At 69.4% G+C, this 15147-nt stretch carries 13 protein-coding genes; 3 read left to right on the forward strand and 10 right to left on the reverse strand.

The annotated features are described in order from the left end of the window. Window positions 1-323: 323 nt before the first annotated feature. Window positions 324-860, reverse strand: coding sequence for a GNAT family N-acetyltransferase (locus ACIP6N_RS15080; RefSeq protein WP_401815760.1), 537 nt, complete (start codon window positions 858-860; stop codon window positions 324-326). 152 nt (window positions 861-1012) lie between these two features. Here ACIP6N_RS15080 and ACIP6N_RS15085 point away from each other — a divergent pair, with 152 nt between their 5' ends. Further along, a complete protein-coding gene (locus ACIP6N_RS15085; RefSeq protein WP_401815762.1) occupies window positions 1013-2008 on the forward strand; it encodes an RNA polymerase sigma factor RpoD/SigA in 996 nt (331 codons plus the stop codon). Window positions 2009-2241: 233 nt separating this feature from the next. Here ACIP6N_RS15085 and ACIP6N_RS15090 read toward each other — a convergent pair whose 3' ends face one another. The 3 genes from ACIP6N_RS15090 to ACIP6N_RS15100 form a co-directional block, all read right to left on the reverse strand. Further along, window positions 2242-3138, reverse strand: coding sequence for a DUF6227 family protein (locus ACIP6N_RS15090; RefSeq protein WP_401815763.1), 897 nt, complete (start codon window positions 3136-3138; stop codon window positions 2242-2244). 145 nt (window positions 3139-3283) lie between these two features. Further along, the gene (locus tag ACIP6N_RS15095; protein WP_401815765.1) at window positions 3284-4315 is read right to left on the reverse strand and encodes a P1 family peptidase; all 1032 of its coding nucleotides are present in this window, start codon (window positions 4313-4315) and stop codon (window positions 3284-3286) included. Then, entirely contained in the window at window positions 4302-5510 is a 1209-nt protein-coding gene (locus tag ACIP6N_RS15100) for a low temperature requirement protein A (protein WP_401815767.1), read from the reverse strand. The genes ACIP6N_RS15095 and ACIP6N_RS15100 overlap by 14 nt, the downstream gene beginning before the upstream one ends. A gap of 288 nt (window positions 5511-5798) precedes the next feature. Between ACIP6N_RS15100 and ACIP6N_RS15105 the strand changes: the two genes are divergently transcribed. Further along, window positions 5799-5999: a hypothetical protein gene (locus ACIP6N_RS15105; RefSeq protein WP_401815768.1), complete on the forward strand. Its 201-nt coding sequence runs from the start codon at window positions 5799-5801 to the stop codon at window positions 5997-5999. Window positions 6000-6051: 52 nt separating this feature from the next. Here ACIP6N_RS15105 and mscL read toward each other — a convergent pair whose 3' ends face one another. From mscL to ACIP6N_RS15135, 6 genes are all read right to left on the reverse strand, one after another. After that, entirely contained in the window at window positions 6052-6522 is a 471-nt protein-coding gene (gene mscL, locus ACIP6N_RS15110; RefSeq protein ID WP_401815770.1) for a large conductance mechanosensitive channel protein MscL, read from the reverse strand. Window positions 6523-6645: 123 nt separating this feature from the next. Further along, window positions 6646-7263: a hypothetical protein gene (locus tag ACIP6N_RS15115; protein ID WP_401815772.1), complete on the reverse strand. Its 618-nt coding sequence runs from the start codon at window positions 7261-7263 to the stop codon at window positions 6646-6648. 169 nt (window positions 7264-7432) lie between these two features. Further along, window positions 7433-8266, reverse strand: a complete 834-nt coding sequence (locus ACIP6N_RS15120; protein WP_401815774.1) for an S-methyl-5'-thioadenosine phosphorylase — start codon at window positions 8264-8266, stop codon at window positions 7433-7435. 95 nt (window positions 8267-8361) lie between these two features. Continuing rightward, window positions 8362-8739: an FmdB family zinc ribbon protein gene (locus ACIP6N_RS15125; protein WP_401815776.1), complete on the reverse strand. Its 378-nt coding sequence runs from the start codon at window positions 8737-8739 to the stop codon at window positions 8362-8364. A 66-nt stretch (window positions 8740-8805) separates the two neighbouring features. Continuing rightward, window positions 8806-10140 carry an MFS transporter gene (locus ACIP6N_RS15130; RefSeq protein WP_401815778.1) on the reverse strand — a complete coding sequence of 445 codons (1335 nt, stop codon included), beginning with the start codon at window positions 10138-10140 and terminating at the stop codon, window positions 8806-8808. A 378-nt stretch (window positions 10141-10518) separates the two neighbouring features. Next, window positions 10519-12066 carry a potassium/proton antiporter gene (locus ACIP6N_RS15135; protein WP_401815780.1) on the reverse strand — a complete coding sequence of 516 codons (1548 nt, stop codon included), beginning with the start codon at window positions 12064-12066 and terminating at the stop codon, window positions 10519-10521. A gap of 235 nt (window positions 12067-12301) precedes the next feature. Here ACIP6N_RS15135 and ACIP6N_RS15140 point away from each other — a divergent pair, with 235 nt between their 5' ends. After that, the gene (locus ACIP6N_RS15140) at window positions 12302-15136 is read left to right on the forward strand and encodes a penicillin acylase family protein (RefSeq protein ID WP_401815782.1); all 2835 of its coding nucleotides are present in this window, start codon (window positions 12302-12304) and stop codon (window positions 15134-15136) included. The last annotated feature ends 11 nt before the right edge of the window (window positions 15137-15147 follow it).

A 15147-nucleotide genomic window follows, 5' to 3' on the forward strand; every position in this document is an offset into this window, starting at 1 on the left:
ATTGGGAGTAGGGGCTCCCACTCGGAGGTTGGGGCCTCCGACCCGCCCCCACGGCCCCGGATGACTGTGACGTCCCGGACGCGAGCGGATTCCGTCCTTCCTCGCCCGGCGGGGTGTCGGCCCTTCCTCACCCGGCGGGGTGTCGGCGGTCCCGGCAGCCGTGCCGGCGGTGCCCGGGTAGCTGCTCCGGGTCCCGGTAGCGGCGATTTCCGGCCACGACCGGCCACCTGGCATCAGGTTTCCAGGGCCGCCGGCATCAGGCTTCCGGGACCGTTGGCTCAGGCTTCCGGGACCGTTGGCTCAGGCTTCCGGGACCGTTGGCATCAGGCTTCCGGGACCGTGCCGAGCCGCTTCTCGTACCAGGCGACGTCCCAGTACCGCCCGAACTTCCGCCCGACCTCGCCGTACGTCCCCACGTACCGGAACCCGAAGCGTTCGTGCAGTCGCGTCGAGGCTTCGTTCGGCTGGGTGACCCCGGCGTACGCCCGGTGGATGTCCTCGTCCTCCAGGATCTTGAAAAGCGCCGCGTAGAGGAGGGTCCCAACGCCGCGCCCGACCGCGTCCGGTGCGCAGTAGACGCTCACCTCCACGGACGTGGAGTACGCGGCCCTCGTCCGGAACGGGCTGCTCGTCGCGTAGCCCAGAATCCGGGCAGACGGGACGTCCTGGGCAACCAAGAGCCGGTACGGGCCGTCTTCAGGGTGGGAGAGGAACCAGGGCCGTCGGGCCATGGGGGTGAACGGGGTGGTGTCGAACGTGCTGACCGTCTGCTGGACGTAGTGGTTGTAGATGTCGGTGAGCGCGCTGAGATCGGCTTCCGTTCCCGCCCTGACCTGCGCTTCTGTCTCTCTGTACGCCATGGGTCCTCCCGAAGTGGCCGGACAGGGTACTCCATGCTCGGGAAATCAATGCACGGCAGGGGAATTCTGTCCGGATTCCAGTCGTTCTTACCAACGGATGCAGGGCACCCGGGAGGGTGTCGCGACCTACTCATTCCAGTAAGGGAGCTCGCATGGCAACCCGTGCCGTCGCGCGTCGTACCGCCACTGGCGGGACGAAAGCGGCAAGCAGTGTTCGCGCCGTAGGCGGGGAGATCGCCGACCGCGACCTGGTCGGCATGTACCTCGACGAGATCGCGCGTACGCCGCTGCTCGACGCCGCCAAGGAAGTCGAGCTGTCCCAGACCATCGAAGCAGGTGTGTACGCCAGGCAGATCCTCGACGGAGGGGTGACCAGCGAAGCCGGCGGCGCCTCGCCGGAGGAGCTGGAGGCGCTGTACGCCGCGGGTGAGCGCGCCAAGGACGTCTTCATCCGCTCGAATCTCCGCCTTGTGGTAGCCGTGGCGCGCCGCTATCCGCGCAGCGGACTGCCGCTGCTCGACCTCATCCAGGAAGGCAACGCGGGCTTGGTGCGCGCGGTGGAGAAGTTCGACTACGCCAAGGGCTTCAAGTTCTCGACGTACGCGACGTGGTGGATCCGCCAGGCCATCACCCGTTCCATAGCCGACCAGTCCCGTACCATCCGGCTGCCCGTCCACCTGGTGGAGGAGCTGGGCAGGATTCGCCGTGTGCAGCGCGAATTCAACCGCGAGAACGGCCGCGATCCCGAGCACGCCGAGGTCGCGAAGGAGCTGGGCTCGACCGCGGCGCGTGTCACCGACGTCCTCGACTGGGCCCGTGACCCGGTCAGCCTGAACATGTCCGTGGACGACGAGGGAGACACGCAGTTCGGTGACCTCCTCGAGGACACCTCCGCCGTCTCGCCCGAACAGTCCGTGATGACGCTGCTGCGCAGCGAGGAGCTGGAGGAGCTGATCAGCAAGCTCGACCAGCGCACCGCCTCCATCATCAAGATGCGGTACGGCATCGAGGACGGCCGCGAACGTACGCTGACCGAGGTTGGTAAGGAGCACGGTCTGACCCGTGAGCGGATCCGGCAGATAGAGAAGCACGCGCTCACGGAGCTGAAGAAAATGGCTCGCGACACTGGTTTCGACGCGGCGGCGTGACGCGGGCGCCCCATAGACGTAGTGTCAGCAGTACCCGCACAGAGTGCTTGTGCGCAGCGGCCGATTCGTCGGCCCCTTCAGACGAGCCCCGGCACCAACCCCCCCCAGGTGCCGGGGCTCCCCTGTGCCCCGGCACCCGCCCGCCGGCTTCGGGTGGCCCTCCCCTGCCGGGTGCGCCGCTCCCGCTCGTCGTCTCCGCCCGTCGTCTTTGTCGTCTCCGTCGTTTCGGCAGGTCAGCGCACTTGTGCTCGTAGCTCCATGGCGGCGCGTGCGGCGCGCTCGGACTCGTACACCTCGCACATGTGGCGGCCGTCCGGGGTGGCGGTGTGCTCGACCTCCCAGACGCTCGTCTCCGTGCCGTCGATGAGCAGGAACGCGTGCTCGTAGAGCATGAAGCCGGCGTCCTTGCCCTCGACCTGGCACTGGCGGCCGAAGACCTGGGTGATGTGGTGGGCGAAAGCGGTACGCAGCAGTCGCGCCGTCCGCTCGCCGGGCCGGTCGGCGTTCTCCGCGCGGCGCAGGACGCGGCGCGCGTGATCGGCGGAGTTGTCCGGGACGTACATCCGGGTCCTGGGCAGCGGGGCCGGTGGAGCGGCCAGGAGGCTGCCGAGGAGGGCGAAGTCGGTCTCGGTGTCGGCCGCGCCGCCCGATTCGAGGTCGGCCATCAGCTCAGCCGTGAGATCGGCCGTCAGCTCGTCGAAGCACGGCCCGCCGGCCGGGCCCGCGCCCGGGTCGGGAGAAGAGCCCGGGAAGATCCCCGGCGATAACCGGGGCGTGTCCGGCCCAGGAGCCAGACGCGGCGCCTGCGGACTGCCCGGGCGATACAGCCGGGACGCCGCGAGCCGCACCTCGGCCTCCTCCGCGTACAGCTCGTGCAGCTGCGCACCGTCGCGGCCGGTGTTGTGCACCAGCTCCCAGAGGGTGAGCGTGCTGCCGTCCGTGAGGAGGTACGTATGGCGAAACGTCTCACGGTGCAGTCCCGCGCTGTGATGCGCGGACGAGAGCGAGCTGGCGTGCGCCAGCGCGGCATCGAGCCGCTCGACCAACAGGTCGGGCAGATCGAAGGAGTTGAGCGCCCGACCCAGGAGCCGCGTGATGTGCGCCTCTGTTGTCTCGTACGGATCGTTCAAGATGGGTCTCCAGGCCGTCGCCACATGTCACTTGGTGATTGCATAACGTAGCCCCTAGGGGTGACATTGCGTCCGGAGTTCAGAAAAAGGAAGAGGGCGTACGTGAATTTCTTGTGCCCCCCTGCCAACTCGGGCGCTCGCACCGTCAGTCGCGACGGTACAACTCGCGGTAGGCGGGAAAGATTCCGCCCGGCCCCTCGACGCTTTCCGCGCTGCATATGGCCCGGACAATTGCCCTGGTCACGACGTCCGCACCGGCCGCCAACACGTCATTGAACGCGAGCGGAACGTCTTCCTCCATGGCGCGCCGACCGGTGGACAGGGCGAAAACGGTGTCACCGTCATTGAGCAGATGTACGGGACGGACGGCACGCGCTATACCGTCGTGCGCCGTACCCGCGAGCTTCTGCGCCTGGGCGCGGGTGAGTTCGGCGTCGGTGGCGACGACGGCGAGGGTGGTGTTCAGCGGCGGCGGCCCGTTGAGCTCGCGCAGTTCCGCGAGACGCCGGAGCGCCGCCTCGTGGATCTCGGGATCCGGGTAGGCGGCCCGCCCTTCGAAGTACCGCCCGTACAACACACCGGTCAGCGGATCGACCGCGGAACCCGCCGCGTTGGCCACGACCAGGGCGCCGACGGTGACACCGGACTCCAGGACCGTGCTCGCCGTGCCCACCCCGCCCTTGAGCACGCCGACGACAGCGCCCGTGCCCGCACCGACACCGCCCTCGGCGACCGGCTCCCCGGGCGCCGTGGCTGCTGCCGCCTCTACCGCCGCGCGGCCCGTCGCCGCGTCGGGCCGGCTGCGCCAGTCGCCGCCCCGGCCCAGGTCGAAGATGCCGGCGGCCGGGACGACCGGCACGACCTGGAAGGGATCGGGCCCGACCCGTACTCCCCGCTCCCGCTCCTCCAGCCACGCCATGACACCGGACGCCGCGTCGAGCCCGAAGGCGCTGCCCCCCGTCAGCACGACGGCGTCGATCCGCTGGACTATGTTGCGCGGATCGAGGGCGTCGGTCTCCCTGGTGGCCGGGCCACCGCCCCGCACGTCCACCGCCGCGACCACTCCGCCCTCCGGGGCCAGGACGACGGTGGTGCCGGTGAGGGCTCGGTCACCGGGCACCCGCGCATGCCCCACGCGCAGGCCGGTCACATCGGTCAGTGCGTCATTGAACGCCATGTCTTCCCCCTCTGCCCCGGCTTCCGGCCGGTGGGCGCTCGGCGAGTACGACCCCTGCGGCCACCGTCATCGCGGCGACAAGCCCGGCGACGAGTACGGCCCGGGACCCCACGAACGTACAGGCGACGATCGCCACCGCGGAGACCGGCAGGACGAGCTGCTGCACCGTACTGGTTTTGAAGTGCCGTGCGTGCAACAGCCAGACGGTGAACAGGAAGAGCGCGGCCGGGACGGTGACAGCGGCGGAAGCGGCGACCGTCGAGATGTGCGACTCACCCACCGCGTGCTCCACCGCGACCTCTATCCCCGCGCCGATCGCGGCGGCCGAGGCGAAGATGACGTAATGGCCGTAACCCCAGGGCATGCCCTGCCGGTTGCTGATCAGCCGCTGGTGCGCCGGGACCGCGAAATAGATCCACCAGGCCGCGAAGACCAGGAGAATCCCGCCACCCGCGAGGGGCAGCAGCTGCCCGAGGGCGTGGTGCTCACCGATCGCGGAGTGCACGGCGACGGTCGCGGCCGACATCGTCTCTCCCAGCACGATCAGTGTGAACAAGCCATAGCGCTCCTCGATGTGATGCGGATGCCACGGCGTCTCGTGATTCCGCTCGGCGATCACCGGGACCAATATCTCGGCCGCCCCGACGACCAGGAAAAGCCACCGCTTCATGGAGCCCGGCGCGGCCAGCAGCGCCACCCAGGCGCACTGGCAGATCACGAGCCCCCAGACATAGCGCAGAGCGGTCCGCCGGGCCGGCCCGGCGGCTTCGGACACGGCGGCCCGCAGCCACTGCGTGGTCAGTGCCACCCGCATCACCAGATAGCCGATGACCGCGACCGCCCAGTCGTTGCCGACGAACGCGCGCCCCACACCGGCCGCGTAGATCAGCACACCGCAGATCTGCACGAGGGTCGCGATCCGGTACGGCACATCGTCACAGTCGTAGGCCGACGCGAACCAGGTGAAATTCACCCAGGCCCACCACACTCCCCAGAAGACGAAGAGATAGCCGATGACAGCACTGGCGGGACGCCCCGCGGCGAGTGCGTGCGTCAGCTGGAGCCCGGCCTGGGCGACCGCGACGACGAAGCACAGGTCGAAGAAGAGCTCCAGCGGCGTCGCGGTGCGGTGTGCCTCGTCACGGCTGCGGGCGGTCATCCGGCGCACGGGCCCTGCCCCGTCGGTCGACGTCATGCGCCCACCACAGCAGAAGGAGCGGCGACGGCGTGAGGAGGACACGCGCCCGGGCCTTTCTCGCTCGGCGCCCTCCTCGCGGGGTCCAAGACCTCGTGGCCGAGCCCCGGGCCGGACCACGGCGCCCGGCGCCTCTTCCGCGGCGCCCGGGCATCTCTCCCGAGGCGCTGGGCGGCCCAGGGCATCGTCCACGCTGCCCGGCGTCTCTTCCACGGCGTCCGGCGCGCCTCTTCCGCCGCGCCCAGCGTCTCTCCCGTGGCGCCGGGCGCACCGCCGTACCCTGGACGCATGAGCACTGGCCCCACCCCCGAACCGCCCCGGACCGCCCAGCCGCCCCGTCCGAATCCGGCGCTGATCTTCGACGATCCGCTGGACCAGCCGTCCTCGGACGACACGGACCGCGGCTGGGGCGAACGCCCGGGCGGGAGCGCCGACAGTGCCGCCGACTTGGCGCGCTTCCTCGACGAGAAGCCGCCCCACCACATCTGAGGTATCCGAGGCGACCCCGGGGGAGCCTTTGCGGAAGCGCCGGTGACAGGTCCTACGGGGCGTTGTGCCCCGCGCCGCGCTGTGCCACGAGCGCGTCCCTGATCTCCTTCAGCACCTCCAGCTCGCTGACCTCTATGACTTCCTGCATGTCGTCCTTGGTGGCCTGGAGCCTGGCCCGCCTGGCGAGGTACTTGGACATGGGCAGCACCATCAGGAAATAGACGACGGCCGCCGTGATCAGGAAAGTCAGGGTCGCGCTGAGCACGGTGCCCCACATGATCGGGATGCCCTCGACCTCGCCCGCCGCGTTCGGCGTGCAGGGGGCCTGGAGGCAGGAGCTGTACTTGTCCAGGTCCTGAGTGCCGAACGCGCCGACCACCGGGTTGATGATGCCCTTGACGATCGCGTTCACGATATTGGTGAACGCGGCGCCGATGACGACCGCGACCGCCAAGTCGATCACATTGCCGCGCATCAGGAAGGCTTTGAAGCCCGCCAGCACGCTTTCCTTTTCCTCGCTCACAGGTGAGCCTTTCTTCGCATGTGCGGTAGGGGTGGCAAACTGCTTCGCAACCTAAGCCAGCGCGTACCCTCGCTGTCCAATTCACGCACACGCACAGGTGATTTAAGGGCTTTCTCCTGCGAATCACCACAGGCTCACGGCCAGTTGCGAGGTCGCTCCCGCACCGGCGAGCACCGCCGCGACAGGGCGCGGCACAGACAGCACGACGAGTGCTCCGCCGCCCGGAGTGGTCGTGTCCTCCTGGGGAATCGATGCCACCCGCACGCCGGCCGCGACCACCCGCGCGTCTCCTTCGCGCTCCGTCGCGGGTGAGGCGATGACATCTACCCGGTCTCCCCGCCGCAGCAGGCGGACGGTGGCCGCGTCGGCGATACGCACGGGCGCCGACACCGTCTCGGTACGTTTACGCGCGGGCGGTGGCGCGCCCGCCACCGCTGTGGCGGGGGCCACCGCCCGGGGGTCGGTGTCCGCCGACGCGCCGCCCGCGCCGGTGACGGCCAGGGTGGCGGCGGACACGGCCAGGCAGGCGGCCACCGCCCGCCGCCGCCGGACGAGCGCCCTGCGCAGGCGGTCGCCCGAGCCGCGTACCCGCAGCGGACCGAACGGCGGGACACCGCACGGCTCCGGCGCCGATGAGCCGGGAGAGGGCGCGGGGAAGGGGCTGAGCCGCGCGGGCGGGGAAAGCGGGCGGGGCGGAGTGTGGGTGAAGGAAGACGGGTCGGGGGTGAAGGAATGGGACATGGCGATCACCGGCCTGTCGTGAGGAGTTCTGCGGTTCGCTCCTCACGATCCACGCTCCGCCACGATCTCGCCGGGGCCTGTGGATCAGTGCGCGGTTGTGGACAACTCCCTCACCCGCGCGAGTGGTTCACCGGCCGATGGGTGTCGGTCACGCATGGTTCGCCGGCGGTCAGGGCAGCTTCAGCCCAGTGTCGATCCCGTCCAGCGCATGCGCGCAGAGACAGTCCCGTGTCTCGCTCGCCTGAAGTCCGCCCACCGCGTCGAACAGCACGGTGCGCAGGCGGCCGACATTGTCGGCGAAGACCCTGAGCACCTCTTCGTGGGAGACACCCTCACCCGTCTCGGCTCCCGCGTCCAGGTCCGTCACGAGCGTCATGGAGGTGTAGCAGAGACCCAGTTCACGAGCGAGTACGGCTTCGGGGTGCCCGGTCATCCCGACCACGGACCAGCCGGCGGCCGCGTGCCACTGCGACTCGGCCCGGGTCGAGAAGCGCGGTCCCTCGATCACCACGAGCGTTCCGCCGTCCACCGGTTCCCAGTCGCGCCCGCGTGCCGCCGCGAGCGCGGACTTGCGCCCCTCGGGGCAGTAAGGATCGGCGAGCGAGATGTGCACGACGTTGGACGCGCTGCCGTCCGCCAGCGGCACCCCGTCGTAATAGGTCTGCACCCGCGTCTTCGTGCGGTCCACCAGCTGATCGGGCACGAGCAGCGTGCCGGGTCCGTATTCCGTGCGCAGCCCGCCCACCGCGCACGGGCCGAGCACCTGGCGCACCCCGACGGAACGCAGTGCCCACAGATTGGCGCGGTAGTTGATGCGGTGCGGCGGAAGATTGTGCGAGCGCCCGTGCCGGGGCAGGAACGCGACCTTCCGGCCCGCGATCTCGCCGAGGAAAAGAGAGTCACTCGGCGGCCCGTACGGAGTCTCGACCCGGACCTCCGTCACATCCTCCAGAAAGGAGTAGAAGCCCGAGCCACCGATCACACCGATCTCTGCGTTCGCCATGACGATCACATTAGACGAGCGAGTCAGGACCGCGCCCGCCTACGCCAAGGACCCCGGCCGTGCGAAACGGCGGGGTCCCGGAGAGGAAAGGGATGTCAGGCGGCCGAAGAGCCGCTGGAACCGCTCGAAGAACCCGACCCCGACCCCGAACCGGATGCCGAACCGGAGCCCGACGAACCGGAGGAGGAAGCGGATGACGAGGCCTGCGCCGGGGTCTTGGACTCGGACGACGAAGACGCCTTCGCGGTGCCCGAGCCGGACGTTCCCGCCGTGGCAGGCGTGCTGCTCGACGAGGAGCCGCGGCTGTCATTGCGGTAGAAGCCGGAGCCCTTGAAGACAATGCCGACCGCGGAAAACACCTTCTTCAGGCGTCCCTCGCAATTGGGGCACACGGTAAGGGCGTCATCGGTGAACTTCTGCACCGCCTCGAGGCCCTCGCCACATTGGGTGCACTGGTACTGGTAGGTCGGCACTTGCTCCTCCTGGCACTCTCACTCAATGAGTGCTAACGACGCTCCATAGTGACCTATTCCGCGCCGTCAGTCCACTGTCACCGGCGTGCGGTGACTCATCCCACGCGCGGCTATGCGTCCCGGGTCCCCCGGAGCCAGCCGTGACCGCAGTGTCAGGAGGGTCGCCAGCGCCAGCGCCGTGCCCGCCAGGGGCACCAGGAATCCGGCGCTCGAACCGTGTGCGTCCGCCAGCTGTCCGGCGGCGGTGACCGCCGCCGCCTGCCCGAGGGCGACCGCGCCGGTCAGCCAGGTGAAGGCCTCGGTGCGCGCGGAGGCGGGCACCAGCGTTTCGACCAGGGTGTAGGCGGTGATCAGCGCGGGTGCGATGCACAGCCCGACCAGCAGCCCGAGTCCCGCGAGCAGCGGCACCGAGTGCACGGCCCACAGAGAGGAGGCGGCCAGTGTCAGTCCCGCGTATCCGGCCAGCAGCCTGCGACGCGGGCCGATCTTCCAGGCGACGGCGCCGAAGACGATCCCCGCGAGCATGTTGCCCGCCGCGAAGATCCCGTACAGCAGACCGTTCGCGCCGGGGTTGCCGATCTCTTCGGAGAACGCGGTCAGCGAGACCTGCATACCGCCGAAGACGGAGCCGATCCCCAGGAAGGCCACGGCGAGCACCCGTACGCCGGGCACGGACAGCGCGGAGACGCGAGGGGCGGCGGAGACCGGGGAGCCCGCCGCGTGCCTGGGGTGCGGCCGCGGCTGTGTCGCGCGCTGGGCGGCGAAGAACAGGCCGCCGGCCAGCGTCAGCGTGCCCTCGGCGATCAGTCCGGCCGCTGGGTGCAGGCCCGTGCACAGCGCGGTCGCGAGCACGGGGCCGATGACGAAGGTGAACTCGTCGGTCACGGACTCGAACGCGGCAGCCGTCTGCAGCAGAGGCGACGTACCGCCGGGGCCCCGGCGCTCGTCGCCGAGCATCGCGGCCCAGCGTGCCCGCACCATCGGGCCGACCTGCGGGACGGAGGCGCCCGTCGGCACGGCGGCCGCGAACAGCGCCCACAGCGGGGCGTCGCTCAGCGCGAGCGCGAGCAGCGCCGCCACGGACACGCTGTGCGCCAGCACGCCGGGAACCAGGACCGCGCGCTGCCCGAGCCGGTCGGCGAGTTTGCCGCCCTGAGGGGCGAAGAGCGCCATCGAGACGCCGGTGACGGCGGCGACGGCCCCGGCGGTGCCGTACGAGCCTGAGGTGTGCTGGACGAGCAGGACGATGCTGATCGTCAGCATCGCGAAGGGCTGCCGTGCGGCGAAGCCGGGCAGCAGGAACGTCCAGGCCCGGGGTGTGCGCAGCAGCCGGCCGTACCCCGCGCGGGCGGTCCCGGACGCGTCGGTGGCTACGGCGGTGTCGACCGTGTGGTGGGACACGGTCCTTGCCTTTCTGCCGCCTGGTAGCGCGCCCCTGAGGTGCCGGGGCTGCCGAGAGCTGTCCTCGTGCGCGGAACTGCGGTAGTTACCGGGGTCCACTGCGAGGGACACCGCGGCCGCCATACGGTCGCGCCAGCTCTGCGTCAGGCAGAGTTGGTCAAACGATATTGATCGAACGATGTCGGTCGGACGGTGTGGTCGAGCGACGTGGTCAAGCAACGCGGTCGAATGCTTTCGGCCATCAGGAAAACGATCCGGGAGCAAGCGATCCGCAGCAACTTCAGACGCGCCTCAGTGACCCGGGCGCGCCTTCATCGTACAGCCGTGCGGGGCGTGGCACCTGAGCAAGTCAAGGTGCCACGCCCCGCACGGCCGCGGTTATGAGACGCGGGTCCCCGCGTTCGTACCGCCCGCGCCGCCCGGATCCAGCCAGTCCGCCAGCTTTCCGCCCTGGCCGACCGCGCGCAGCCGTCGTTCGGCGGCGTCCCGTACCGGGTCCGTCGCCACCACCAGCAGTTCGTCGCCCCGCCGCAGCACGGTCGAGGGCAGCGGCACGAAGCTCTTGTCGTCCCGCACCACCAGCGTCACCGCCGACCCCGGTGGCAGTCGCAGCTCCCCGACCTCGACCCCGTGCATCCGCGATTTCGCGGGGATCGCGACGGACAGCAGATGACCGCGCAGTCGTTCGAGCGGCGCGGACTCGATACCCAGATCCGCAGTGTCCGAGGAGGCGCCGAGTCGCAGTGCCTTCGCCAGCCAGGGCAGCGTCGGCCCCTGCACCAGCGTGTAGACGACGACCAGGACGAAGACGATGTTGAAGATCCGGCGGCTGCCCTCGACGTCCGACACCATTGGAATGGTCGCCAGGATGACGGGCACCGCGCCGCGCAGCCCGGCCCAGGACATCAGCGCCTGTTCCTGCCAGGGGATGCGGAACGGCAGGAGGCTGACCGCCACCGCGAGCGGTCTCGCCAGCACCGTCAGGACGAGGCCCACGATCACCGCCGGCCAGAAGTCGTCGCCGAGTTCGTGTGGCGTCACCAGCAGTCCGAGCAGGACGAACATGCCGATCTGCGCGATCCACCCGAGCCCTTCGGCGAAGCCGCGGTTGGCGGGGGCGTGGGGCAGTTTCGAGTTCCCGAGGATCATCGCGGCGAGGTAGACGGCCAGGAAGCCGCTGCCGTGCGCCGTGGAGCCGATCGCGTACGCCGCCACCGCGATGGCCATCACGGCGATCGGGTACAGGCCGGAGGCGGGCAGCGCCACACGCCGCAGGCCGAAGGCGCCGAGCCACCCCACGATCAGGCCGACGCAGGCGCCGATCGCCAGTTCCAGCGCGATCTCGCCGACCAGGACGTACCAGTGCTCCACCGGTCCCGGGACGGAGAGCGCGACGACCATGATCACCACAGGGGCGTCGTTGAACCCGGACTCCGCCTCCAGCGCACCGGTCACCCGGGACGGCAGCGGGACCTTGCGCAGCACGGAGAAGACCGCGGCCGCGTCCGTCGACGAGACGACGGCGCCGACGATCAGCGCCTGGCGCCAGTCGAGGTCGACCAGATAGTGCGCGGCGGCCGCCGTGACCCCCACGCTCACGCCGACCCCGACGGTCGAGAGCGCGATCGCGGAGGGCAGTGCCGGTCTGGCCTCCTTCCACTTCGCGCCGAGGCCGCCCTCGGCGAGGATCACCACAAGCGCGGCATAGCCGATGACCTGGGTCAGCTCGACGTTGTCGAACTTGACGTTGAAGATGCCGTCCTGGCCTATCGCGACCCCGATCCCGAGGTAGAGCAACAGGCTTGGGAGCCCGCTCCGGGAGGAGATCCGTACCGCCGCGACGGCGATGAGCAGCACGAGCGAGCTGATGAGCAGGAGTTCATTGAGCTGGTGGACAGTCAGCGGCCGATCCTCTCCCTCGCGCACGCCGGATCGTTCCTCCAGCGGCCGGTACTTCGTTACCTTACCTAATCTTTAACGTTTCCTTGACGCGTTCGATCGCCAGTGCGATCTGGGTGATCGATATATGCATGAGATGTGATGATCGTCTCTGTTGTCGCGTACAGGGCCGCACAACATGACACCGCGTCCGTACGGGGGAAGCGCTGCGCCTATGGTTGCTCCAGCATTTCCAGGACCACCTGCCCCTCGAAGGACAGCGATGCCGGCCAATACACCCACCCCTTCCGTCAAGAAGAAGGGGCGACGCGCCCGTCTGATCGTGATCGTTCTGGTGCTGGCGCTGGTCGGGGGTGTCGGCTACGGCGCGTACTGGAGTGTCAGTACGGTCCGTGCCTCCTTCCCGCAGACGACCGGGACGCTCCAGCTCAAGGGCCTGGCGGGCCCCGTCGACGTCAGACGCGACAGCTACGGCGTGCCGCAGATCTATGCGAACAGCGACCAGGACCTGTTCCGCGCCCAGGGCTTCGTCCAGGCGCAGGACCGTTTCTACGAGATGGACGTACGGCGCCACATGACGTCGGGCCGCCTCTCCGAGATGTTCGGCAAGGGGCAGGTCAAGACCGACTCCTTCCTGCGCACCCTCGGCTGGCACCGCGTGGCGCAGCAGGAGTACGACACGAAGCTCTCCGCGGAGACCAAGAAGAACCTCCAGGCGTACTCCGACGGCGTCAACGCCTATCTCAAGGGCCGCGACGGCAAGGACATCTCGGTCGAGTACGCGGCACTGAGCTTCACGAACGACTACAAGCCCGAGCAGTGGACGCCGGTCGACTCGATCGCCTGGCTCAAGGCGATGGCGTGGGACCTGCGCGGCAACATGCAGGACGAGATCGACCGTTCGCTGATGACCAGCCGGCTGAGCGACAAGCAGATCGACGAGCTGTATCCGGCCTATCCGTACGACCGGAACAAGCCGATTGTCGACGAGGGCGCGATCAACCCGGTGACGGAGAAGTACGACCCCGAAGCCGAGCCCAGCGACGAGTCGGGCACGGGCACGGGTACGGGCGCCGGCGAAGGCGCCGGAGCGGGCGAAGGCACCGGCCTCGGCGGCGAAGCGGGAACGGGAACGGGCACAGGAACGGGCACAGGAACGGGCACAGGAATGGGCGTGGGTACCCCCTCCGGCGCCACCAACGGCCTGGAGTCCCAGCTCAACTCCCTCTCCGGCACCCTCGACGAGATCCCGCAGCTGCTCGGCCCCGCCGGCAGCGGTATCGGCTCCAACTCCTGGGTCGTCTCCGGCAAGCTCACCACCACCGGCAAGCCGCTGCTCGCCAACGACCCGCACCTCGCACCCCAGCTGCCCTCGCTCTGGTACCAGATGGGCCTGCACTGCCGCAGCGTCTCGAAGGACTGCCAGTACGACGTGGCCGGCTACACCTTCTCGGGCATGCCCGGTGTGGTCATCGGACACAACCAGAACATCGCCTGGGGCTTCACCAACCTCGGCGCCGACGTGACCGACCTCTACCTGGAGAAGGTCGACGGCGACTCGTACGTGTACGGGAACGGCCAGAAGCGTTTCAAGACCCGCGAGGAGACCATCAAGGTCGCCGGGGGCGCCAGCAAGAAGATCGTCATACGTTCCACTGACCACGGGCCCGTCGTCTCCGACCGTGACACCGAGCTGGCCCAGGTCGGCAAGAAGGCCCCCGTCGGCAACGCCGCACCCGACCGCCGTGACGGTTACGCCGTCTCGCTGCAGTGGACGGCTCTCCAGCCGGGCAAGACCATGGACGCGGTCTTCAGCCTCAACAAGGCGGAGAACTTCACGCAGTTCCGCGCGGCGGCGCGTGACTTCGAGGTCCCGTCGCAGAACCTGATCTACGCTGACAACGAGAACCACATCGGCTACCAGGCTCCGGGCCGGATCCCGGTCCGCGCCGAGGGCGACGGCTCGATGCCGGCCCCCGGCTGGGACCCGAAGTACAAGTGGACGGGGTACATCCCCGCCGAGCAGATGCCGTACGAACTCGATCCGAAGCGTGGCTACATCGTCACCGCCAACCAGGCGGTCGTGAACGAGAAGACGTACCCCTACCTCCTCACCAAGGACTGGGGCTACGGCACCCGCAGCCAGCGGATCAGCGACCTCATCGAGTCGAAGACCAAGGACAAGGGCCTGATCTCGACCGACGACATGCAGACCATGCAGATGGACAACAGCAGCGAGATCGCCAAGGTGCTGATGCCGTATCTGCTGAAGATCGACGTCTCGGACCCGTCCGTACGTGAGGCCCAGAAGCTCCTTGAGGGCTGGGACTACACGCAGGAACCGGACTCGGCTGCCGCCGGTTACTTCAACGCGGTCTGGCGCAACGTCCTCAAGCTCGCCTTCGGCAACAAGCTGCCGAAGGAATTGCGCGTCAAGGGCGAATGCCTCGCCGTGCTTCCGGCCGACAACACCGGGCCGCCGGACGCCACTCAGCTGGTGCGTGAGTGCGGCCGGCGTTCCCCCGACGCGGCGCAGCCGGACGGCGGTGACCGCTGGTACGAGGTGGTCCGCGGCATCATCAAGGACGAGGACAGCCCCTGGTGGACCATGCCGGCCGCCCGCGGGGACGCCGCCGGCAAGACCCGCGACGACCTGCTCGCCCGCGCCCTGAAGGACGCGCGCTGGGAGCTGACGGCCGAGCTGGGCAAGGACGTCTCCAGCTGGAGCTGGGGCCGGATGCACCAGCTCGAGCTGAAGAACCAGACCCTCGGCACCAGCGGCCCCGACATCCTCAAGCCGATCCTCAACCGCGGCCCGTGGAACCTGGGCGGCGGCGAGGCGGCCGTCGACGCGACCGGCTGGAACGCGGCGGGCGGCTACGACGTCATCTGGGTCCCGTCGATGCGCATGGTCGTCAACGTCGGTGACTGGGACAAGTCGCGCTGGATCAACCTGACGGGCGCCTCCGGGCACGCGTACAGCGCGCACTACACCGACCAGACCGACAAGTGGGCCAAGGGCGATCTGCTCAAGTGGCCGTTCGATGTCAGCGCGGTGGAGCGCGGTACGAAGGACATGCTGAGGCTGACGCCGTAGGGCGCACGGCG

It is taken from the genome of Streptomyces sp. NPDC088725 (genome assembly GCF_044751305.1).
Taxonomy (GTDB): domain Bacteria; phylum Actinomycetota; class Actinomycetes; order Streptomycetales; family Streptomycetaceae; genus Streptomyces.